This is a genomic window from Burkholderia sp. Ac-20344 (assembly GCF_017104975.1).
GTDB lineage: Bacteria > Pseudomonadota > Gammaproteobacteria > Burkholderiales > Burkholderiaceae > Burkholderia.
The window spans coordinates 1-20,776 of the sequence record NZ_JAAGPP010000061.1 but is presented as its reverse complement, the minus strand read 5'-3'; the positions used below and the strand labels follow the sequence as shown (position 1 = coordinate 20,776).

General features: G+C 67.8%; 18 protein-coding genes and 2 pseudogenes. 4 read left to right on the top strand and 16 right to left on the bottom strand.

Features of this window, described 5'->3' with window-relative positions:
* Window positions 1-146: 146 nt before the first annotated feature.
* Both G3N64_RS39805 and G3N64_RS19730 read right to left on the bottom strand, forming a co-directional pair.
* Window positions 147-673, bottom strand: a pseudogene (locus tag G3N64_RS39805) (lipase chaperone); the annotation flags it as partial.
* A 3-nt stretch (window positions 674-676) separates the two neighbouring features.
* The gene (locus tag G3N64_RS19730) at window positions 677-1,768 is read right to left on the bottom strand and encodes a triacylglycerol lipase (protein ID WP_205785430.1); all 1,092 of its coding nucleotides are present in this window, start codon (window positions 1,766-1,768) and stop codon (window positions 677-679) included.
* A 705-nt stretch (window positions 1,769-2,473) separates the two neighbouring features.
* Between G3N64_RS19730 and G3N64_RS19725 the strand changes: the two genes are divergently transcribed.
* The gene (locus G3N64_RS19725) at window positions 2,474-2,782 is read left to right on the top strand and encodes a helix-turn-helix transcriptional regulator (protein WP_011354559.1); all 309 of its coding nucleotides are present in this window, start codon (window positions 2,474-2,476) and stop codon (window positions 2,780-2,782) included.
* Between the two features lie 82 nt (window positions 2,783-2,864).
* Window positions 2,865-3,926, top strand: coding sequence for an alkene reductase (locus tag G3N64_RS19720; RefSeq protein ID WP_205785429.1), 1,062 nt, complete (start codon window positions 2,865-2,867; stop codon window positions 3,924-3,926).
* Between the two features lie 18 nt (window positions 3,927-3,944).
* On the opposite strand, the gene G3N64_RS19715 is transcribed toward G3N64_RS19720, so the two are convergent.
* Window positions 3,945-4,472 carry a GNAT family N-acetyltransferase gene (locus G3N64_RS19715; protein ID WP_205785428.1) on the bottom strand — a complete coding sequence of 176 codons (528 nt, stop codon included), beginning with the start codon at window positions 4,470-4,472 and terminating at the stop codon, window positions 3,945-3,947.
* Between the two features lie 87 nt (window positions 4,473-4,559).
* On the opposite strand from G3N64_RS19715, the pseudogene G3N64_RS19710 reads away from it, so the two are divergent.
* Window positions 4,560-4,667: pseudogene (locus tag G3N64_RS19710) on the top strand (LysE family translocator); the annotation flags it as partial.
* A gap of 110 nt (window positions 4,668-4,777) precedes the next feature.
* Here the strand turns inward: G3N64_RS19710 and G3N64_RS19705 are convergent.
* Complete coding sequence (locus tag G3N64_RS19705) at window positions 4,778-5,698, bottom strand: phosphatidylinositol-specific phospholipase C (RefSeq protein ID WP_205785427.1); 921 nt, start codon at window positions 5,696-5,698, stop codon at window positions 4,778-4,780.
* A gap of 6 nt (window positions 5,699-5,704) precedes the next feature.
* Here G3N64_RS19705 and G3N64_RS19700 point away from each other — a divergent pair, with 6 nt between their 5' ends.
* Window positions 5,705-6,727 carry a LacI family DNA-binding transcriptional regulator gene (locus G3N64_RS19700; RefSeq protein ID WP_205785426.1) on the top strand — a complete coding sequence of 341 codons (1,023 nt, stop codon included), beginning with the start codon at window positions 5,705-5,707 and terminating at the stop codon, window positions 6,725-6,727.
* A gap of 32 nt (window positions 6,728-6,759) precedes the next feature.
* On the opposite strand, the gene G3N64_RS19695 is transcribed toward G3N64_RS19700, so the two are convergent.
* The 12 genes from G3N64_RS19695 to G3N64_RS19640 all read right to left on the bottom strand — a co-directional run bounded on the left by G3N64_RS19695 (window position 6,760) and on the right by G3N64_RS19640 (window position 20,304).
* Entirely contained in the window at window positions 6,760-7,620 is an 861-nt protein-coding gene (locus G3N64_RS19695; protein WP_205785425.1) for a carbohydrate ABC transporter permease, read from the bottom strand.
* Window positions 7,617-8,486, bottom strand: coding sequence for a sugar ABC transporter permease (locus G3N64_RS19690; RefSeq protein WP_205785424.1), 870 nt, complete (start codon window positions 8,484-8,486; stop codon window positions 7,617-7,619). The genes G3N64_RS19695 and G3N64_RS19690 overlap by 4 nt, the downstream gene beginning before the upstream one ends.
* 34 nt (window positions 8,487-8,520) lie before the next feature.
* The gene (locus G3N64_RS19685) at window positions 8,521-9,759 is read right to left on the bottom strand and encodes an ABC transporter substrate-binding protein (RefSeq protein ID WP_205785423.1); all 1,239 of its coding nucleotides are present in this window, start codon (window positions 9,757-9,759) and stop codon (window positions 8,521-8,523) included.
* 275 nt (window positions 9,760-10,034) lie between these two features.
* Window positions 10,035-11,243 (bottom strand): porin, encoded by a 1,209-nt coding sequence (locus G3N64_RS19680; protein WP_205785422.1) that lies wholly within the window; start codon window positions 11,241-11,243, stop codon window positions 10,035-10,037.
* A gap of 167 nt (window positions 11,244-11,410) precedes the next feature.
* A complete protein-coding gene (locus tag G3N64_RS19675; RefSeq protein WP_205785421.1) occupies window positions 11,411-12,349 on the bottom strand; it encodes a helix-turn-helix domain-containing protein in 939 nt (312 codons plus the stop codon).
* Window positions 12,350-12,412: 63 nt separating this feature from the next.
* Window positions 12,413-13,000 (bottom strand): DUF3156 family protein, encoded by a 588-nt coding sequence (locus G3N64_RS19670; RefSeq protein WP_205785420.1) that lies wholly within the window; start codon window positions 12,998-13,000, stop codon window positions 12,413-12,415.
* Window positions 12,997-14,499 (bottom strand): APC family permease, encoded by a 1,503-nt coding sequence (locus tag G3N64_RS19665; protein ID WP_205785419.1) that lies wholly within the window; start codon window positions 14,497-14,499, stop codon window positions 12,997-12,999. The genes G3N64_RS19670 and G3N64_RS19665 overlap by 4 nt, the downstream gene beginning before the upstream one ends.
* Before the next feature lie 244 nt (window positions 14,500-14,743).
* Entirely contained in the window at window positions 14,744-16,084 is a 1,341-nt protein-coding gene (locus tag G3N64_RS19660; protein WP_205785418.1) for an aspartate aminotransferase family protein, read from the bottom strand.
* A 135-nt stretch (window positions 16,085-16,219) separates the two neighbouring features.
* Window positions 16,220-17,722, bottom strand: coding sequence for an aldehyde dehydrogenase family protein (locus tag G3N64_RS19655; protein WP_205785417.1), 1,503 nt, complete (start codon window positions 17,720-17,722; stop codon window positions 16,220-16,222).
* A 261-nt stretch (window positions 17,723-17,983) separates the two neighbouring features.
* Window positions 17,984-18,181, bottom strand: coding sequence for a hypothetical protein (locus tag G3N64_RS19650; protein WP_205785416.1), 198 nt, complete (start codon window positions 18,179-18,181; stop codon window positions 17,984-17,986).
* Between the two features lie 337 nt (window positions 18,182-18,518).
* Window positions 18,519-19,259 carry a LuxR C-terminal-related transcriptional regulator gene (locus tag G3N64_RS19645; protein ID WP_205785415.1) on the bottom strand — a complete coding sequence of 247 codons (741 nt, stop codon included), beginning with the start codon at window positions 19,257-19,259 and terminating at the stop codon, window positions 18,519-18,521.
* Between the two features lie 163 nt (window positions 19,260-19,422).
* Complete coding sequence (locus G3N64_RS19640) at window positions 19,423-20,304, bottom strand: neutral zinc metallopeptidase (protein ID WP_205785414.1); 882 nt, start codon at window positions 20,302-20,304, stop codon at window positions 19,423-19,425.
* Window positions 20,305-20,776 lie beyond the last annotated feature (472 nt).

The following is a 20,776-nucleotide window of genomic DNA, read 5'->3' as shown; positions in this document are numbered from 1 at the left end:
ACCGGAAGACGACCGTTTCATGCGGCGGCGCAGCGGAGATTCAGAGCAATGGCTCTACACCGGCATGAGGCCCGCGAATGCCTGGCAATCGAGGCCGGTACCGACGAGGCTCGTATCGACCGCGCCGAAGCATCGGTCAACCACGTCCTGTCGACCGTCATCGACAACGCGTTGCGGAAAAGATCGAGCGTGTTGTCCACGGCACCACCGCCCGGCAGCTTCGCCAGTTCGGCGAAATACGCGCGATCGCGCGCCCAGACGTCGAGCGCTTCGCGTTGCGCAACCGTACCGTCGAGCTGCACGGCAATCGCGCGCACGACGAGTGCGTCAAGTTCCACGTGGCTCAATGGGTTTTGCGCGGTCAGGAAATAATCGAAGAAGCCACGCACCGCCACGACCTTTGCGAGATGGCCGTGCGCGTCGAGCAGCAGGCGCGGCGCAGTCGAGCCTGCGATTGCCGGGGCAGCCCGCTTGCGTCGAAGCCGGGCCCGGTTCTCGCTGCCGTGCCGCCCACCGGCGCGGACGACACGGCCCCGGCAGGCGCGACGCCGGACATGCCGGCGTCGCGCGTCTTCCGAGCACTGATTCCATACCAGACTGCGCCAGCCGCAACGACGCCCGTTACCCCGTAAAGCGCGACGCGTCGTGCGATGCCGCGTTGACTACCTGCCATCGATTACACGCCTTGATTTTTCAGCCGGTTCGCGTGCGTACGGATCGCCGCAACCGGATCCTCCACATTTGCGCCATGCACGCCGAGAATCTGGTTGATCGCATCGGTGTGATTCCAGTGATACGTGCCAAGCACCTGGCCAAACAGCGCGCTGCATCGCGACACCACGCCGTCGTTCGGACCGGAACCGCGATTGATCATCACCGTGCCGCTGCCGAGCAACGCCAGCGTTGCAGGATTGAGCACGTTCGCCGGATCGGCAGGCCCACTCACGCTCGTATCGACGGCACCCGTCACGCCGGCCACCGTCGTTGTCGGCTGGATCGCCGTGCCGCCCCACGAATACAGCAGATGCGTGTTGCCGTTGATCGTCTCGGTTGACGCGCCCGTCTGACACGAGCCCGGCGCACCGAGACCTGCACTCGGAAATTTCTGGTTGTATGCGGCGGCCTTTGCTGTCGTCAGTACCGACAACGCCTGAATCGCATTCTGGTTCGTATTGAGGTTGCTGCTCGTCAACGTGCCGAGCGCATTCGCAAACGCGCTGAGGACGGTCGACGACAGGCCGGTCGGATCCGTCTGCAACAGTTGCTGGACGAAGTCCGCGAATTGCGAGCCCCAGTGCGGCGTGCTGATCGTGGTCACCGATGCGACCAGCTCCGGCGCAACGGATGCAACATAACGCGATGTCAAGCCGCCCTGGCTATGGCCGATCAGGTTCACCTTCTGCGCACCCGTCGCCGCGAGCACCTGCTTCACGTAGGCAAGCAATTGCTCGCCGCGCCCGTCCGGACCATCGTCGCTCTGAAAGCCGGAAAGATTGGCGACGTATACCTTCGCGCCGTGCGCCTGCAGATCCTCCGGAATGCGATACCAGTACTCGACGAGGCCGCCGTACTTGTCGGTGCCGGTCAGCCCGTGCACGAGAATGATCGGGTACTTCGTCGCCGCATAATCGTCGACAGCGGTCGTCGCGGCGGAGGCGGCATGCGCGCCGGCCAGCGACAGAAGGGTTCCAACACTCGCGGCGGGAGCCGCATTCATTGCAAATGCGACCACCGTCGCCGCGGCCTTCGCTCGTATCGATCTGCTCATCTTGCTCTCCATTTTTTAAGTGCATATCAGTTGCTTGAGGATGAGGATGCGAAAAACGCTGATGCAGCGACGCTTCCGGAACTGACGCGTCGCCCGCGCGCGGTGTCGGCCCTGCCCGCCTCGACAGCTTGGTGCGGCCCACACCGCCGCCTGAAAACGAATAAAAACGAACAAAAACGAACGTTTTCGCACCAGCAAGCGGAGTGAATCACATTCAACAAAACTGTGCGGACGGTTAGACAGGGCCCTCCAATCAGTTGACAACGGGTGCATCGACCGCTAAATCCGTCGCGCTTCCTCGATGCACTGCGATCACAGCCGTGACGGCTTCGCGCCGCGGCAAACCCATGCCGCCGTCCCAACGCGACCGGCACGGACGACGTCCAGGTTGACCGGCTCCGTTCAGTGGCCATCCCATGTATCCGGCCGTCGTGCCTCACCTCCTGTCATCCGACCGGAGAACGCCCCCACCAGGTTGTTCCTACCTCTGCCCGCCATTGAGTCGAATGACACTGCGCCTCGGATCGAAAGGTTGATGAAAGCATGTCGCTGTCTTTTGCCACAGCTGCCAAGTACGAACTTTTTTGTACGTCTATCGCTATCAACCCTATTGCCAGCAATGCTTTCAAATATATCGTCAAGTTCCGATATAAGATTCGCCCATCGACGATACCTGGTTGCCTGACCGATACGCCAAACCACTCCATGCCGACCGAACTCGACATCGACGCGATCCTGAAAGCGCTCTCGAACCCCGTGCGCCGGGAAATCCTCAACTGGCTGAAAACGCCGGGCGAGCATTTTCCGAACCAGACGCTGCCGTATGAACACGGCGTCTGCGCGGGCCAGATCGACGCGCGCTGCGGGCTGTCGCAGTCGACCGTCTCCGCGCACCTCGCGACGCTGCAGCGCGCGGGGCTCGTGACGTCGACGCGGATCGGCCAGTGGGCGTTCTTCCAGCGCAACGAGGCCGTCATCGACGCATTTCACGACGCCCTGCGCCGCGAACTCTAGTCAACACGGCCGAACCGGCCATGCGGAGCGCTGTCGCCCATGACGCGACGGTTTCCCGCCTTTCGTGAAGAGGTTATTTGCCATGCCCACCCTGTTCGATCCCGTCACCCTCGGCGACCTGACCCTGCCGAACCGCATCGTGATGGCGCCGCTCACCCGCTCCCGCGCGGGCGCGACGCGCGTACCGAACGCCCTGATGGCCCGCTACTACGCCGAGCGCGCAACGGCCGGCCTGATCATTACCGAGGCCACGTCGGTCACGCCGCAGGGTGTCGGCTACGCAGATACCCCCGGCATCTGGTCCGACGAGCAGGTCGAAGGCTGGAAACAGGTGACGCAGGCCGTGCATGCGGCCGGTGGGCGCATCGTGCTGCAGCTCTGGCACGTCGGCCGGATTTCCGACCCGGTGTTCCTGAACGGCGACCTGCCGGTCGCGCCGAGCGCGATCGCCGCGGGCGGCCACGTGAGCCTCGTGCGTCCGCAGCGCCCGTACGTGACGCCGCGCGCACTCGAACTCGACGAAATCCCGGGCATCGTCGCCGCGTACCGCAAGGGCGCGGAGAACGCGAAGGCGGCCGGCTTCGACGGCGTCGAGATCCACGGCGCGAACGGCTACCTGCTCGACCAGTTCCTGCAGGACAGCACCAATCGCCGCACCGATGCATACGGCGGCCCGGTCGAGAACCGTGCACGCCTGCTGCTCGAAGTGGTCGACGCGGCGATCGACGTGTGGGGCGCCGGCCGCGTCGGCGTGCACCTTGCACCGCGCGGCGATGCGCACACGATGGGCGATTCCGATCCGGCGGCAACGTTCGGCTATGTCGCGCGCGAACTCGGCCGCCGCAAGATCGCGTTCATCTTCACGCGTGAATCGTATTCGGGCGACCACCTGAGCCCGCGCCTGAAGGAAGCGTTCGGCGGCCCGCTGATCGCGAACGAGCAGTTCACGCTCGACAGCGCGCAGGCTGCGCTCGAGGACGGCAGCGCCGACGCGATCGCATGGGGCAAGCTGTTCATCGCGAACCCCGACCTGCCGCGCCGCCTGGAACTCGGCGCACCGCTCAACAAGCCGGTGCCGGAGACGTTCTACGCGGAAGGCGAAACGGGTTATACCGACTACCCGGCGCTGAGCGACGCGGCCTGACGGCCGGGCAGCGCGTGTTCAGCGGCGCACGTCCGCGCGCATGAACACGCGCTGCGTCTCGTCGATCCCGAGCGCGACGTGGTGCGCGCGAATCGCACGCAGCGTGTCGTCGAGCGTGCCATCGTCGACGATGCTGAAACCCAGGCGCGCGTAGTACGGCGCATTCCACGGCGCATCGCGAAACGTCGACAGCACGACCTCCGCGATGCCTTCCTGCGCCGCCCGCGCCGTCACCTGTTCGATCAGGCGCGCGCCGATCCGCTGTCCGGCATGCGACGGCGCGACATCCAGCTCTTCCAGATAAAGCCGCTGCGCATCGAGCAGCCGGTAGAACGCAAACCCGACGCATGTCCCCTGCGCATCGACCGCCACATACGCGCGGCCGCCATCGATGCGCACGCGCACGGCGGCCGTATCGGTCGGCTCGGCTTCGGCGATGTGGGTCATGCCGATTGCGCGAAACCGCTGCGCGGCGGCGACTTCCACGGCGGCCATCGCGGCCGCGTCTTCCCGCGTGGCGGGACGAATCAGGATCGATGCAGTCATGACGGTAATTCAGGCAGGCAGTCCGGAACGGCCGTCCCTATAATCGAAACCTCATACGTTTCGAACGCCCCACCCACGAGGTTCGTCATGACGTTGTCCGCGCTCGTCGCGCGCGTGCCGACGAACGGCGTGCGGGACGTGCTGCCGTTCCTCGCAGCCATGTGGCTCGGCGAAGCGCTGTGGCGCACGCTCGCGGCCGGCGCCAAGGTCGTCAGCATCCCGGCCGACGCGGCCAGATTCGATCGCGCGGCCTTCCATGCAACGCTCGACGCGAAGGCGCTCGCGTTCTTCAGCGCCAATCTTCGCTAACAGCGAAACGTCTTGCGCCACACCCCCGGCGCCGGCACATGGTCGTTGCATGCGATCAGCGCGCGCACCAGCGCCCAGTCGTCGTCATCGCAGAAGTCGAGCAGCATCGCGCCATACGGGCCGTGCCGCTCTCGCAGCCGTTCGGCCAGCCGCGCATGAATGCCCTGCACCCCGCCGTCGCCATGCGCGACGACCGACGGATTCGCGCCCATCCCGGTTCCGCTGCAGAAATTGATCGCCCAGCGGCCGCTGTCGGGCGACGGCAGGTCCGTGAGCAGCGCGTCTATCGCGCGCCACTTCCAGCCGATCGACGCGGCAATCGGCACGCGGTATTCGTCCTGGATCACGAACGCGCCGTCGGGATGATCGATCGTGAACGTCGCGTTGTCGGGCCACGCGGTCAGGTCGATACCGAGCGGCCGGCTGCTGCGAAAGCGGCGCAGCAGCACGATCGCGCCGCGCACGTCGCCGAGCGCCGGGAGCGTGCCGCCCGCATGCCAGCGCAACCGCGGATGCCGCGCGCGATGCGCGTCGAACGTCGCATCGAAACTGCGCGTGCACGCGTGCGCCGGCCATTCGTCCTTCACCGACATCACGATGCATTCGCGCGGATGCGCATCGAGAAAGCGCGAACAGGTTGCCAGCACGTCGTCGAACGTCATGCCGAGCGCGATGCCGCCGTGGTGGATATCGAATGCATCGCGCACATGCCGGCAGCGGATGTCGAGCAGCCGCACGCCATGCGCGAGCTGCGCATCGAGCGGCGCACGCTGGGTGCGCGCGAGCCGATCGTCGACGGTATACGCACAGGTGTCATGGCTGCCCGGTAGGGTCAGCGTATGCAGCGGCCGCGCGTCGTCGAGCGCCGACATCCAGTCGGCAGGCGGTGTGCACGTATCGTGGCTCGAAGGGATCATGAATCGATGAATGACAAGGAAAGAAAACCGTGGGTGACGGCGTCGGATGTCGCGGCGCGCGCCGGCGTATCGCGCTCCGCGGTGTCGCGCGCGTTCTCGCCGACGGCGAGCATCGCCCCGCAGACGCGTGAGCGCGTGATGGTCGCCGCGCGCGCGCTCGGCTACCAGGTCAACCTGATCGCGCGCGACATGATCACGCAGCGCAGCAGCATGATCGGCGTCGTGACGGCCGGGTTCGAGAATCCGTTTCGCGCGCGGCTGCTGTCGGACCTGATGGCCGCGCTGGGGCAGCGCGCGCTCACGCCGCTCGTGACCAATGCGGAAGATCCGCGCCAGGTCCGGCAATCGCTCGAACAGTTGCTCAGCTACCGGATCGCGGGTCTCGTGATGACGTCCGCATCGCCGCCGCTGTCGGTCGCGCAGCAGTATCTCGAACACCGGATCCCGGTCGTGATGATCAACCGCGAGGCGAACCTGCCGGGCGCGGACATCGTCGTCAGCGACAACGCGGCCGGCGCCGTCCATGCAGCGCAGCGGCTCGTGCGGGCCGGCGCGCGCCGGCTTGCGTTCGTCGGGCCGCGCGGCGCGAGCTACAGCGCGCAGTCGCGCGCCACCGCGTTCGAGCATGCGATCGGGCGCGGCGACGCGTTCAACGCGACGCTCGCGCACGTGCTCGACACACCGTCCGATACCCATGCGAGCGGCATCGAAGCTGCGCGGCAACTGTTCGCGAACGGTGAACGGCCCGACGGCGTGTTCTGCTCGTCCGACCTGCTCGCGCTCGGCGTGATCGACGTCGCGCGCAGCGAATTCGGGTTGCGCGTGCCGGACGACCTGCGCGTGATCGGCTTCGACGACATCCCGGCCGCCGAATACGATGCGTATCGGCTCACGACGCTCCGGCAGGACACGCGCGGCCTGGCGCACGCGGCAGTCGACCTGCTCGCCGACCGGATGCAGACGTTCGACGGCCCGTCGCGCACGCGCGTCGTGCCGGTCACGCAAGTCGTGCGAGACAGCTGCGCGTAACGAGGAGGGATCGGGCGCGGTGTTGCCGCGCATCACTTCAGCCCGCCCGCGAACCCGCGCAACAGGTAGCGCTGCACATAGCCGGCCACGGCCAGCGTGGGCAGCGACGCCATCAGCCCCGCGCTCATCAGGTCGCCCCAGTCGATGCCGTTCTCCGTCACGTAGCCGGCAATCGCGAGCGGCAGCGTGAAGCGACTCGGCGTCGACACGAACAGCAGCGCGATCAGGAATTCGTTCCACGCGGCGATGAACACGAAGATCGCGGTCGCGATCAGCCCCGGCGCGCACAGCGGCAGCACGATCTGCACGAGCCGTCGAGCGAGCCCCGCGCCGTCGATGCAGGCGGCTTCCTCGTATTCGATCGGCACGTCGCGCACGAACGCGAGCAGCATCCAGATCGCCATCGGCAGCGCGTAGATCTGATACGCGAGCATCAGGCCGAGCGTCGAATCGAGCAGGTGCAGCCGCTTCGCGAGCGCGAACAGCGGCACCGCGATCGTGATCGGCGGCATCAGCTTCAACGCGAGCACGAGCGCCAGGAACAGCAGGTCGAGCCGTGCCGGAAACCGCAGCCGCACGAGCGCGTACGCGGCCGGAAACGCGAGCGCCAGCGCGAGCAGCGTCGTGCCGAAGCCGACCACCAGTGAATTGAACAGCGGCGCACCGATGCCGCTGGACCATACCGATGCGAAATGCTCGAAGGTCGGCGCGGCCGGCCAGATCCGCAACGGATGATCGAGGCGTTCGAGCGTCGGCATGAAGGCCGCGCCGGCCATCCACAGGCATGGCAACAGCAACAGCGCGAGTGCGACGATGCGCAACGCCCACGGCATCGCCTGACCGAATGCGGCGCCCGTTCGCGCGCGCGCGATGCCCGCGGATTGCGCCGTCATGCGCGCCGCTTGCGAACCGTCTGCCATACGTACCCCGAGACCAGCAGCGCGGACGCCGCGAGCATCAGCACCGACGCGGCGCTCGCCGGCCCGACGTTGAAGAAGCGGAAGCCCGTGTCGTAGATATAGGTCGACAGCGTCTGCGTCGCGTTGCCGGGGCCGCCGCCCGTCAGCGCATAGACCTTGTCGAACAGCTTGAACGTGTCGATCGAGCGCAGCAGCAGCGCGAGGCCGATCTGCGGCGCCGCGAGCGGCAGCGTGATGTCGCGCAGGCACTGCCACTCGCTCGCGCCGTCGGTACGCGCGGCTTCGTACAGTTCCTGCGGGATCGACTGCAGCCCCGCAAGCACGATCAGGAACGCCATCGGCGTCCACTGCCACACGTCGACGAGCGCGAGCGACCACAGCGCGAGATGCGGATCGGACAGCCAGCGCACGCCTTCGAAGCCGAATGCCGCGAGCAGCGCGTTCAGGAACCCGTCGAAGTTGAGCCAGTTGCGCCAGATCGCCGAGCACACGAGCGTGGACAGCATCATCGGCAGGATCGCGAGCGGCAGCGCGATGCGCCGCCCCGGAAACGCGCGCACGAACAGCAGCGCGAGGCCGAAACCCAGCGCGACTTCGGCGAGCGACGCGACGATCGTGAAGCGCAGCGTATTGCCGAAGCCGGCCGTGAATGCGTCGTCGCCGAGCACTGCGCGATAGTTCGCGAGCCCCGCGAATGCACGGCGGCCGGCCGAATAGTCGACGCGGCAGAACGAATCGATCAGCACCTGCACGACCGGATACAGCGCGAGCGCGGCGAGCACCAGCAGCGCGGGCCCGAGCAGCGCGACGAACGGCAGGCTGCGGCCGAAGGCTTTCATGCGCGGTGTCCCGGCGAGGGTTCGAGGTGCGCCGTCACTTGCCGGCCGCGGCCGTCGCCTGCGCGATCTTCTGCTGCGCCTGGCGCAGCGCGGCGTCGGGCGCGGCCTGCCCGGTCAGCGCGAGCTGCAGCTGGTCGCCGAGCATGCTCTCGACCTGCTGCCAGTCCGTCACGCGCGGCCGCGCACGGCCGGCTTCGAGCGCCTTCAGCTGATCCGGATACCAGCGGTACTGGCGCACCAGCGCCGGATCGTTGAACACGCTGCGGCGAGTCGGCGGAATGCCGATGCCGGCGAGGCGCGTCTGCGTGTCGCGCGCGGTCAGGTACGCAAGAAAGTCCTGCGCGAGCTTCGCGTGCGGCGCGTCCTTCGGGATGCCCATCTGCCAGATGCCGAGCATCGGCGCCGGGCCCGCGGTCTGCCCGGGCGGCGGCTGCAGCGCGATCTGGCCGACCACGCGCGACTGCTTCGGATCGTCGAGCGCCGGCACCCAGGCGGGCCACACTTCGATCGACTGCGCAGCCGTGCCGCGCTGCAGCGCGTCGCGCACTTCCGCCGCGCCATATACATCGACGTCCTTCGGCGCGAACGCCTTCAGCGCGAGGAACGTCTTCAATGCAGCCTGCGCCTCGCGCGAATCGATCGTCACGTTGCCGGCATGGTCGAACACGTCGCCGCCGTAGGCCCACAGGATCGGCAGGAAGCCCGTCACGACCGGGTTGCCCTTCGTGCCACGAAACACGACGCCCGACACGCTCTTGTCCGCGCCGCCGACGGTCTGCGCGATCTTCAGCACGTCGTCCCAGTTGCGCGGCGGCTGCAGCTTGTACTTCGCGAGCAGGTCCTTGCGGTACGCGAACATCTCGACGTTGCCGACGATCGGCAGCGCGTACAGCGCCCCGGCCGCGTTGCGGCCGAGCGCGACGGCGGACGGCACGAGATCGGCATCCGCGAGCGACGCGGGCAGCGGCTTCAGCCAGCCGTTGCCGATGAATTCGGGCGCCCACGTGTCGTCCATCATCACGAGGTCGTACGCGCCGGTGCCTTCGCGCATCGACAGCTTGAGCTTCTGGTACAGGTTCGCGTTCGGCAGCTTGAGCAGCTCGATCTCGGTGCCCGGGTGCAGCTTGTTGAAGCCGGCGACGGCGTCGGCCAGCCCCTTGCCGTAGATGTCGTCGCGGCCTGCGATGACGAGATCCGCGGCAACGGCGTGCGTGGCGGCGAAGGACAGCGCAAGGGCGGCGGACAGCGCGCGCAGGCGGCTCAGCAAGGTCATGAGGTCTCTCTCGTTCGGCGTGGTGGCGGGACGGCCAGGCGTTGCACACGTGTGCAACGCGGGGGACGCTTCTGGCCGCCTGAAGCGAACGCCATTGTTCACGCCGATCGTTAAGAATTTATGGCACGCGGCGATCACCCGTGCGCGGCGCCTGCCGAGCGCTTGCCACAGCGAGTCGGGCGGCAACCCCGCCGTCCTCCACCCACCTACTGCTCGCCGCCCGTTGCTCGTCGCCGGCCGCCCGCGCTCCGCGCGCCGTGTCCCATGCCCTGCGCTTAAAAGTTCACACGAATGCCAGCCATCACCGCCAGTTGCCGGCTCGAGTTGCTGTTCGCGAGCACCGGAATCTGCGCGTAGTTCACCGCGTTGCCGCCTGCGTCGGTGCCGAGCCCCTTCCCGCTCGCGATCTGCCCGATCGCGACCGCATACAGCGCCGTGCGCTTCGACAGGCTGTAGTTCGTGCCGACGTTCACCTGATGGAACCGCGTCGTACCGCGCCCGTCGGTATGCGCGGCGTTGAAGATATAGGCGACGCCGCCCTGCAGCGCGGGCGTGAACATGTACGTGGCGTTCAGCTCGCCGATATCGAACGTGAACGCCTGCGTACGCGGCTGCGCGGTGGTCGAGAAATAGCGGCTGTCGCCGAGGCGCGTATGCGTATAGGTAAGCGCGATCGTCGCCGCGCCGAGCGTGACCGACCCGCCCGCGCCGAACGCGCGCATCGAGCCGGCGTCCTGAAGCAGGCAGAGCATCGCGCCCGGGTTGCTGCACGCGAAATCGCCGATATAGCCGCTCGCGCCGCCAAGCGCCGCGTCGAGCGGCTGGTGCAGGTCGAGGTAGCCGACCGAAAACGCCACCGGCGCACGCGTGTACGTCGCGGCCACCGCGTAGCCGCGCTTCGCGGAGAAGTCGCCGGCCTGCCCGCCGAAGCTGAACGTGCCGCCGAACGTGAGGCCGTTGAAATCGGCGCTGGTGAACTTCACCGCGTTGTTGAAGTTGAATGCGGCGTTCAGGTTGTCGACGTCGCCGAGGTGCGAGCCGTACGGCGTCGCCCAGTTGTTGCTCGACACGTACGCACCGAGCATGTCCGTGTACGAGTCGTATTGGCGGCCGAGGCCCAGCGTGCCGATCCCGTCCTGACGCAGCCCGACCCACGCCTGCCGGCTGAAGGCGGTGCCGCCCTGCAGCGCCTGCCCGTTCGCCGACAGGAACTGCTGCTCGAGCGTGAACACCGCATCGAGCCCGCCGCCGAGCGGCTCGGCGCCCTGGAAGCCGAAGCGCGACGGCACGAGGTTGCCGCCGCCCATCTGCCACGCATGGCCGCCGCCCGTGCTGCCGTCGGCGCGCGTGAACTGCTGGTTCGTCGAGTAGATGATGCCGGTGTCCACGGTGCCGTACAGCGTCACGCTGCCCGAGGTCTGCGCATGTGCGTGCATGCAGCCCAGCGTCGCCGCGGCCGCGGCCAGTCGTCGTCCGATCTTCATGTCCCGCCCCTGTGTTGTCATCGATTCGTAGTGCAGATCGATGGAGTTGTCGATATGGGTGACAGGACTTTATCCAGCGAAAATTCAGGACCTCTATCGCAAATCGGCAAACAGTCGCATGCCTTGCCCGCAACGGTGCCCGGCGGCGGCGGCGCGGTGCGCGTGCGTCACTCGGGACGCGTCGTCTGGGAAGGCAGCTCGCCGAACAGGTCGCGATACTCGCGCGCGAAATAGCCGAGGTGCGTGAAACCCCAGCTCGCCGCGGCCTCGCCGACGCCGAGCTGCTGCACGGACGTCGTGCGCAGCATGCGGCGCACCGCGTTCAGCCGGATCGTGCGCAGATAGCCGACCGGCGTGACGTCGGCCACACGCTGGAAGCTCGTTTGCAGCGTGCGGCGGCTGCAGCGCAGCGCGCGGCACAGTTCGAGCACGGTGACGGGTTCCTCGGGCCGGTCGCGCAGATGCTTCTCGCAACGGCTCACGATGTCGCTGTAGGTGGCGTGCGTGATGTCGCGGCGTTCGACGCCGATGCCCTGCTCGAGCGCGTCGAGGAACATGCCGAGCATCGCGTCGCGGAACATCTTGCGGGTCGCCGCGTATTCGAGGTGGCCCGGATTGCGCTGTGCATCGTCGATCAGCGACGACAGCCGCGCGCCGAGCGCGACGCCCTGCTCGTCGGACAGCCGCGTCACGTGCCGCAGCTTGCGCGCGCCGGCGGCGCCGAATTCGGCTTCGCACAGCTCGTCGACCATGTCGGACGCCGCGCTGATCCCGACGAGCCCCATCCCTTCCGGCGTATGAAATTCGAAATCCTCCCCGGCACGCAGCGCGAGCAGCGCATAGCCGTCGACGGGCTGGCCCTGGAACGTGCCCGCGAGCGGCACGGACAGCGGCACGGCGAGCGACGTGCGCCCGGCCGGCGCGAGCCCGGTTTGCGCGACACGCCGGTTGGTCGTTTCGCGGAAGAAGTGGAAATCGTCGTACAGCACCTGCGTGACGGTGCCCTTGAAGCGGCCCGGCGTCATCTGGCGGTAGACCTGATGCCAGCCCGCGATCGCGAGCCCGTGATCGTGCACGTCTTCGTGTGAGCGTGACTGGAACAGCATCGGCATCTCCGGTAAAACCCTTAAACGCGGCCGCCGGGTTCGCCCGGCACGCAACGCCACAGCTTACCCGTGCAAAATCCTGCGTAGTGCGGCTTCGAACGCAAGGCAAGCCGCCGACAACGCAGCGGCCTGCTCGCCCGTCAGGCGAACGTAGCGGCGGAACGACGGCATCCGGTTCACGACCTCGCTGCCGCCGAACGGCACGATCGCGAGCGTCCAGCGGCCGTCGCGCGCGTCGATCGTACAGTCGGTCAGGTGCAGCGGCCGCAGTGCGTCGGCCAGCGACGGCTCGGCGACCAGTGCGATCACCACGTCGACGAATCCAGGGTCGCATCCCTGCATGGCCAGCGCATCGATGCCGGTATGGCGCAGCCAGCCGGTCTGGCGCACGCGCGCACTGCCCTGCACGGCCGGGCCGCGCGCAGTTGCCGCCACCTTCACGCTGACCGTATGCATCAGGAACTGGCGGTCGACGCGCTCCTCGATGCTCACGCGCACGCCGTTCGGCAGCCTCGCGGTCGGACTGCCGATGCGATCGGCCTCCCGCGTGGCGCCCAAATCGGCGAGCACGCGCGCGGCGATCGCACCGGGCCGATGGCCGGGCGGCGGCGCATCGGGCGCCGCGCGCCAGCGGGCAAGTGCGGCCTTCACGACGCGACGTACTCGTTGCGCAGCACTTCCTCGACCGGCACCGGCTTGAACGGATGCCGGCGCTGCACGACGAGCGTCCAGAACAGCGCGTACAGCGCGGTGAGCCCGAGCATCGCGCCGAACGGCACGTAGATATCACGCGCGTTCATGCCCGGCGGCGTGATGTACCAGATCGCGAGCACGATGCCGACGCTCGACACGATCTGCGGCAACGGGAACAGCGGCGAACGGTACGGGCGCGGCAGGTCCGGGCGGCGAATCCGCAGCATCACGACCGACGCGGTGACGAGCAGGTACGCGGTGCCCCACGCGCAGGTCGCGGCGAGCACGAGATGCAGGATGCTGTCGAGGTTGCCGTTGATCAGCCACGCGTGGAAGATCGGCACGATCGCCGCCGCGACGATGCCGACCACCGGCGTCTTGAAGCGCGGATGCAGGTACGCGAAGCAGCGCGGCAGCGCACCGTCGATCGCCATCCCATACAGGATGCGCGGCAGCCCGGCCATCAGCGTGTTGATCGTCGCGGCGCCCGCGCACAGGAACGCAATGCCGAACCACACGCGGCCGAAAGGCCCAAGCACCTGCAGCGCGAACGCGGGAATCGCGCCCGGCGTGTCGAGCAGGTGCGTGAGGCCGTCGGGGCTCACGGGCACGTTCGCGACCTGGCGGCGGATCGCCGCGCCGTACAGGAACATGCAGATCGCGACGCCGACGAGGCCCAGCGCCATCGCGCGCGGAATCGTCTTGCCCGGTGCCTTCATTTCCGGTGCGAGCGGCGTGACGAACTCGCAGCCGACGAACATGAACATCGCCATCCCGACCAGCGACAGCACGGCCGGCACCGACGTGCCGACTTCCGAGCCGCCGAACCAGCCGTCGAGATGCACGGCCGGCGCGGCCGCGAGCCCGAGGATCCCGAAGATCATCAGCGACAGCCACATGCCGGCCGTCAGCACGATCTCGAGCTTGCTGAACACCTTGATGCCGATGATGTTGGTGATCGCGAACGTGACGACGAGGCCGACGCCGACGAGCCACGCGCTGTTGTGCTTCTCGAACGCGGCATTCAGCGATTCGAAATTGACGAGCGCCATGATGCCGCTCAGGATCGTTTCCGCCGTGCCGGCGAACACGTGCACGAGGAAATACGCGGAGATCGTGCCGGTGATCGCCCAGAAGCGGCCGAGCCCGCACGACAGGTAATCGTAAACCGAGCCGGCCGTCGGCAGCATCGCGGCGGCTTCGGAGAAGGTCGTCGCCTGCGCCTGCATCATCACGAACGCGATGATCATCGCGACCGCGAACGCCCAGCCGCCCATCCCGAAGCCCGACGTCGCGGTGAGAATCACCGGGCTTGCCATGATGAGGCCGACGGCACTCGCCAGCGCGGTCGGAAAGCCGACCGCACCCGCCTTCAGCGCCGTGCCGCCACCCGCTTCAGCCGGCGTGCCGGCGGGCGCGCCGCCCGCTGCGCCGGTAACGCCTGACCATCCCGACATCCTTGTCTCCTTCCTGTGTCGAACCGGGCCGCCGCTTCGTCGGCGGCCGGGGTTCCATGCCTTGAGGTCAGCCCGGCGCGGCGCTTCAGCGCTTCGTTACCCGGGCCCCTTGTCGATCACACTTCGATCCGATGTCGAAAAAATACGCAGCCAAAATAATCCGCTCATAGCGCAAATCGGCAAACCGGCGGCAGCTGCGCTGCCCGCCGCCGGCGTGCCGCCACGCGATCATGCCGTCACGTCATCACGCGAACGGCACGGCCTCGAAGCCCGCCGCGAGCGCGTCGACGATCCGGTCGAGCTGCTCGCGCTGGATCACGAGCGGCGGCGACAGGATGATCTTCGTGCCGACCGGGCGCACCAACACGCCGTTCTCGCGCGCGACTTCCGCGACCGCGTTCGCATAGCCGGACAGCGGGTCGATCGGCTCGCGCGTGCCCTTGTTCGCGACGAGGTCGAGCGCGAGCATCAGCCCCTTGCCGCGCACCTCGCCGACCGCCGCGAAGCGTTCCGCGAACGGCTGCAGCGCTTCGAGCAGATACGCGCCCTGCTTCGCCGCGTTCGCCGGCAGGTCTTCCTTCACGACGATGTCGAGGCTCGCGATCGCGGCCGCGCATGCGACCGGGTGGCCCGCATACGTGTAGCCGTGCATGATCGCGCCGCCGAAATCGGCATTCGCGGCGAACGCGTCCTCGATCCGCGCATTCACGACCGTCGCGCCGAGCGGCACGTAGCCCGACGAGATGCCCTTCGCGAGACACATGATGTCCGGGCGCACGCCCCAGCCGCGGCTGCCGAACAGGCTGCCGCTGCGGCCGAAGCCCGTCACGACCTCGTCGGCGATCAGCAGCACGCCATAGCGGTCGCACACCTCGCGCACGAGCGGCCAGTAGTTGGCCGGCGGCACGATCACGCCGCCCGCGCCCTGGATCGGCTCCGCGATGAACGCGGCGACCGTGTCGGGGCTCTGGAACTGGATCTCGCGCTCCAGCATTTCCGCGCAGATCCGGCCGAGTGCTTCGGGATCCTGCGTGAACGGGTTGCGGTACAGCCACGGCGTCTCGACGTGGAAGCAGCCCGGCAGGTTCGGCTCGTAGTTGCGGCGGAACACCGTGTTGCCGTTCACCGACGCGCCGCCGAAGTGCGTACCGTGATAGCCCTGCTTCAGCGAGATGAACTTCGTACGGTCGGCCTGGCCGCGCACTTTCCAGTACTGGCGCGCGATCTTCAGCGCGGTCTCGATCGAATCCGAGCCGCCCGAGCTGTACAGCACGCGGCGCATGCCTTCCGGCTCGAGCATGTCGATCACCTTCTTCGACAGCTCTTCCGCGCGCGGATGCGAAATGCCGTCGAACAGCTGGAAGTATTCGAGCTCGTCGAGCTGGCGCACGATCGCGTCCTTCACTTCCTGGCGGTTGTGGCCGACGTTCACGTTCCACAGGCCCGCGACGCCGTCGACGAGCTTGCGGCCCTGTTCGTCGAACACGTAGCAGCCGTCGCCGCGCACGATGCGGATCGGCTTGCGCTGCTTCATCTCATTCGGGTGCACCATCGGATGCCAGAATTTCGCTTCGTTGTAGCTCATTGCAGTCTCCACTGTCGGATCGTTTGAACCTTGATTGCTGAGGTTCGAGGTTCGAGGTTCGAGGTTCGAGGTTCGAGGTTCGAGGTTCGAGGTTCGAGGTTCGAGGTTCGAGGTTTTCGGGGTCGATGCCGCGCGTCAGTGCGCGATGCAGACGGATTTGGTTTCGGTGAAGCCTTCGATCGCGTACTGGCCGAATTCGCGGCCGATGCCCGATTGCTTGTAGCCGCCGAACGGCATCGACGGATCGAGCGGGATATGGCAGTTCACCCACACGGTGCCGGCCTCGATCTGCGGCACGAGGTTCATCACGCGCTTCAGGTCGTTGCTCCAGAGGCTGGCGGCAAGGCCGTACGGCGACGCGTTCGCGAGGCGCACCGCGTCGGCCGCATCGTCGAACGGCACGACGACGATCACCGGGCCGAACACTTCGTCGCGCACGATCGCACTGTCCGGATGCGGATCGGCGATCACGGCCGGCTTCACGTAGTAGCCGGGCAGGTCGTCGGCCGGCGTGCCGCCCGCGAGGAACGTGAGGCCCGCGCGGCGCGCGCCTTCGATGTGCTGGACGACCTTGTCGCGATGGTGCGCGGAGACCAGCGGGTTGATCTGCGCGGTCGTGTCGAGGCCCGCGCCGAGCTTCATCGACTGCGCGACGCCCGCGAGGCCGTCGGCGAGCTGCGCGAACTTGCTGCGGTGCACATAGATGCGCGATGCGGCCGCGCACACCTGCCCCTGGTTGAAGAACGCGCCGGCGGCGACGCCGTCGAGTGCCTGCGCGACGTCGATGTCGTCGAGCATCACGATCGGGTTCTTGCCGCCGAGTTCGAGCGAGAAGCGCGTCATGTTCTGCACGGCCGCCGCGCCGACCAGCTTGCCGGTCGCGGTCGAGCCCGTGAACGAGATCTTCGCGATCGACGGGTGGCTCGCGAGCGCGGCACCGCACACGCGGCCGCCGGTGACGACGTTGAACACGCCGGGCGGCACGCCGGCTTCGCGCGCGAGCTCGGCCAGGCGCAGCGCGGTGAGCGGGGTTTCCGGCGACGGCTTCAGCACGATCGTGCAGCCGGCCGCGAGCGCGGGAATCAGCTTCCACACCGCGATCATCAGCGGGAAATTCCACGGCACGATCGCGGCGACCACGCCGACCGGCTCCTTGCGCGTATAGGCCGTATAGCGCGCGCCGGGCGGGAACGGGATCGACACGTCGAGCGTCTGGCCGGTGATCTTGGTCGCCCAGCCGGCCATGTAGCGCACGTATTCGACGCTCGCGCCGACCTCGATCGCACGCGACACGTGGATCGACTTGCCCTGGTTCAGCGTTTCGAGCTGCGCGAGCGTTTCGGCGTTGCGCTCGATCAGGTCGGCGAGTTTCAGCAGGATGCGTTCGCGATCGGCCGGGCGCAGGCCGCTCCACACGCGCGTATCGAATGCGCGCTTCGCGCTGGCGACCGCGCGGTCGACGTCGCGTTCGTCGGCGTCCGCAACCGTCGCGAGCCGCTCGCCCGTCGCGGGGTCGTACACGTCGAGCCGCGCGGCCGCGTGCGCGGGCTGCATTTCACCGTCGATGAAGAGGCCGAAGTCGCGCGCAACGAAGGTGCGCACGGTGTCGCTGACGGCGACGAAGTTCGTGGTGCTCATGGGCGTCTCGAGGATTGTCGTGGCTGGACCGCGTGCGCACGGGCACACGGGCGTCGTTCCACTGTATCGACGAGGGATCGCGCCCGGTGAGCGCAAATTGGCAGCGCGTAGGCGCTGGGGGGCGGGTTCGAACCCCGCTGTGACGGGGCGCGCGTCGAGGCCGGAGGCCGGCTCGGTATCGCGCGGGCAGACAGGGCGGCGTGCTCGATCGGAGCGGGCAAGCCCACTCCGCTACCGGGCTAATGCCCGGTCATTGCAATGCTAGTTTCTGAAGCCGTGCCCCATCGACGCAAGGAAGTCATACGCCTGGTAATCCAGCCAGTAGATGCCGAGCGCCAGCGGAATCAGGAAGTACAGCGAATCGTATATCCCGCTTCTCACGGTTCTGACGATGAAAATCGGCAGTGCAATGCTCAAGGCGACGACCACAAGCGAAACTGCAATGATCGTGACGTCCATGTTCCCGGCCCCTGGTTGTTATTAAAACGACGATCGCGCATGGTACCGCACGATCTCGGGGACCAGTGGGCAGAACGATTGCAGCGGCAACGCGCCAGCCGGCTCGGTACGGTTCGACAGGCTAGGCTTGCGAGACGGGTGTGTGGCGGGCGCGTCTTGCCGGTCAGCCTGCAGCCCGCGGGACCGGCCCGTTCGTTTTCCTTCGCCCTCCCCGATGTGTCGAGGCCGTGGAAACACCCAGCAAGACGAGCAGCGCGGCCAGCAGCGCTTGGGCTTTGGTATTCATGAATCGGCGATCGCGAAAGGTTCGAAGTCCGGACCGCAATTATCCGATGAATTACAGGAACAGCGCCCCGACCAGTTCCGTGCGGTTCGACACCCCGAGCTTGCGGTACATGCGCATCAGGTGCGTCTTGACGGTCGGCTGGCCGAGCGCGAGATCGCGCGCGATCTCCTTGTTCGAGCGGCCGTCGCGCACGAGGCGCGCGATCTGCTCCTCGCGATAGGTCAGCCGCGCCTCGCAGCCGATCCGGTGGATCCCGCGCCGCGCGCGCAGCAGCGGGCTCAGCGCGGCTTCGGCCACCGGCTGCAGCCGCGCGAGCGCATCGATCTCGCCGGGCGCGAACCGCCCGGCCGTGCTGTTGCCGCCCACGCCGCCGCGCGTTTCGCCCGCCCCGAAGCGCAGCAGCGAGAACGCGCCGATCGTGCGGCCCGCGTCGCGCAGCCAGATCTCGACGACGTCGGCTACGTCGTGCCGCTGCAGGAAACGGGTCCAGTACGCGGACGCGTCGCGTCTTTCGTCAGGCAATTGGGAAGCGAGCGTGACGACCGCGCGTTCGCCTGCCGCGCAGCGCGACGGATGCAGCGGATCGAGCATCCGGTAGCGCGCGACATAGGTGCGATGCATCGATTCCGGCATCCCGAACAGCTCGAAATCGGCCGGTTCGCCGCTCTGGTCGAGCCGGTAGAACACGATCGCGGACGGGCTCGCAAACGCGTCGAATGCGTCCACGCATGCACGCAGCGCACGTGGCCAGTCGGCGGCGGCCGGGTCGGCGGGAACGGATGGGGTCGGCATGGCGGAATCGGCTGGCGGGCGAACGTATCGACGATCGAAGTTCGGGCCAGCCTACCGGCGCCGAAAAGCGCCGGTGAGCACAAATCGGCAAATCGTCCCGGTCCGGCCGGCATGGCGGGTTCAGCCGGGACGAGGCGGGCGCGCGACAGTACGCGCGCCGCTTTCAGCGCGCGTTCGCAGCGAACGTGTCGCAGGCGCTCAGCTCGCCCGATTGCATCCCGCGCCGCAGCCAGTACACGCGCTGGTCGCTGGTGCCGTGCGTGAAGCTCTCCGGTACGACATAGCCCTGCCCTTGCTGCTGCAGCCGGTCGTCGCCGATCGCGGCGGCCGCCTTCAGCCCCTGCTCGAAATCGCCGGGCTCCATCAGCCGCTGGTTCGCGCGCTGCGCGTTGTTCGCCCACACGCCGGCGAAGCAGTCGGCCTGCAGCTCCATCCGCACCGACAGCGCGTTCGAATGCGCCTGGCTCGCCCGCCGGCGCGCGGCGTCGACCTTGTCGGAGATGCCGAGCAGGTTCTGCACGTGATGGCCGACTTCGTGCGCGATCACGTAAGCCTGCGCGAAATCGCCGCCCGCGCCGAAACGCTTGCGCAATTCGTCGTAGAAGCCGAGATCGATATACACCTTGCGGTCGGGCGGGCAATAGAACGGCCCCATCGCCGTCTGGCCCGTGCCGCATGCGGTCGGCGTGGAGTTCGTGAACATCACGAGCGTCGGCGGCTGGTACTGCGCGTGCAGCTGGGCATTGAACACGCCCGTCCACGTGCGCTCGATATTGCCGAGTACCTTGCGCGTGAACACCGCGCCCGGGTCATTCGCCGGCACGCCCTGCCGCTGCGCGGGCGCGGGCTGCGCCTGCTGCTGGCGGCCCTGCAGCGCCGATGCGCCTTCGAGCACCACGCGCGGGTCGATCCCGAAGAAATACGACGCGGCGAACGCGATCACGATCGTGCCGATGCCGATCGTCGCGCCGCGCCCGCCGCCGAACCCGCCGGCGCCGCGGCGATCCTCGACGTTCGTGCTTTCCCTTTCGTCGTCCAGCCTCATTGCCGGCCCTCCCTGTCCTTGTCGATGATCCGGCGCGCGAGCGCGCCACCGGGCGATATGTTGTCGTGGCACGATCCTTCGGCCGATGCGACGCCCGCGCGCCGGGTGCGCGCGCATGCCGGGATCGCCGGCCTGCCGCTCCGCTCGCACGACGGAATCGGCCGGCCGATGCGCCGCGCGTCGATACGCGGCCCGCCCGCGCTATTCTGCCGGGCTTTCGTGACTTATCGCAAAAATGTGGAGGATAGAGCGATTCGGCGTCGGACATCGTCAGCCTTTGCAAAATGGCCGCGGCCGATCCGGCCGGTCGGATCCCACCCGCGTTCATCCTTCCGGCTGATACCGGCGCTCGCCGGCGCCGCCTAAAGTGTCCGGACACGACACCTTTCCGGAGCACGACATGACCCACCCGCAACCCCGCACGATCGCGATCACCGGCGCGGGCACCGGTATCGGCGCCGCGTGCGCGCGG

Excerpts from the sequence above, each read along its gene's own strand:
- G3N64_RS19695 (WP_205785425.1), bottom strand. The coding sequence starts at position 7,620 with ATGACGGCGCAATCCGCGGGCATCGCGCGCGCGCGAACGGGCGCCGCA.
- G3N64_RS19640 (WP_205785414.1), bottom strand. The coding sequence starts at position 20,304 with ATGAGGCTGGACGACGAAAGGGAAAGCACGAACGTCGAGGATCGCCGC.
- G3N64_RS19690 (WP_205785424.1), bottom strand. The coding sequence starts at position 8,486 with ATGAAAGCCTTCGGCCGCAGCCTGCCGTTCGTCGCGCTGCTCGGGCCC.
- G3N64_RS19715 (WP_205785428.1), bottom strand. The coding sequence starts at position 4,472 with ATGACTGCATCGATCCTGATTCGTCCCGCCACGCGGGAAGACGCGGCC.
- G3N64_RS19675 (WP_205785421.1), bottom strand. The coding sequence starts at position 12,349 with ATGCTGTTCCAGTCACGCTCACACGAAGACGTGCACGATCACGGGCTC.
- G3N64_RS19650 (WP_205785416.1), bottom strand. The coding sequence starts at position 18,181 with ATGGACGTCACGATCATTGCAGTTTCGCTTGTGGTCGTCGCCTTGAGC.
- G3N64_RS19730 (WP_205785430.1), bottom strand. The coding sequence starts at position 1,768 with ATGAGCAGATCGATACGAGCGAAGGCCGCGGCGACGGTGGTCGCATTT.
- G3N64_RS19685 (WP_205785423.1), bottom strand. The coding sequence starts at position 9,759 with ATGACCTTGCTGAGCCGCCTGCGCGCGCTGTCCGCCGCCCTTGCGCTG.
- G3N64_RS19660 (WP_205785418.1), bottom strand. The coding sequence starts at position 16,084 with ATGAGCTACAACGAAGCGAAATTCTGGCATCCGATGGTGCACCCGAAT.
- G3N64_RS19725 (WP_011354559.1), top strand. The coding sequence starts at position 2,474 with ATGCCGACCGAACTCGACATCGACGCGATCCTGAAAGCGCTCTCGAAC.
- G3N64_RS19700 (WP_205785426.1), top strand. The coding sequence starts at position 5,705 with ATGAATGACAAGGAAAGAAAACCGTGGGTGACGGCGTCGGATGTCGCG.
- G3N64_RS19680 (WP_205785422.1), bottom strand. The coding sequence starts at position 11,243 with ATGAAGATCGGACGACGACTGGCCGCGGCCGCGGCGACGCTGGGCTGC.
- G3N64_RS19705 (WP_205785427.1), bottom strand. The coding sequence starts at position 5,698 with ATGATCCCTTCGAGCCACGATACGTGCACACCGCCTGCCGACTGGATG.
- G3N64_RS19665 (WP_205785419.1), bottom strand. The coding sequence starts at position 14,499 with ATGTCGGGATGGTCAGGCGTTACCGGCGCAGCGGGCGGCGCGCCCGCC.
- G3N64_RS19645 (WP_205785415.1), bottom strand. The coding sequence starts at position 19,259 with ATGCCGACCCCATCCGTTCCCGCCGACCCGGCCGCCGCCGACTGGCCA.
- G3N64_RS19655 (WP_205785417.1), bottom strand. The coding sequence starts at position 17,722 with ATGAGCACCACGAACTTCGTCGCCGTCAGCGACACCGTGCGCACCTTC.
- G3N64_RS19720 (WP_205785429.1), top strand. The coding sequence starts at position 2,865 with ATGCCCACCCTGTTCGATCCCGTCACCCTCGGCGACCTGACCCTGCCG.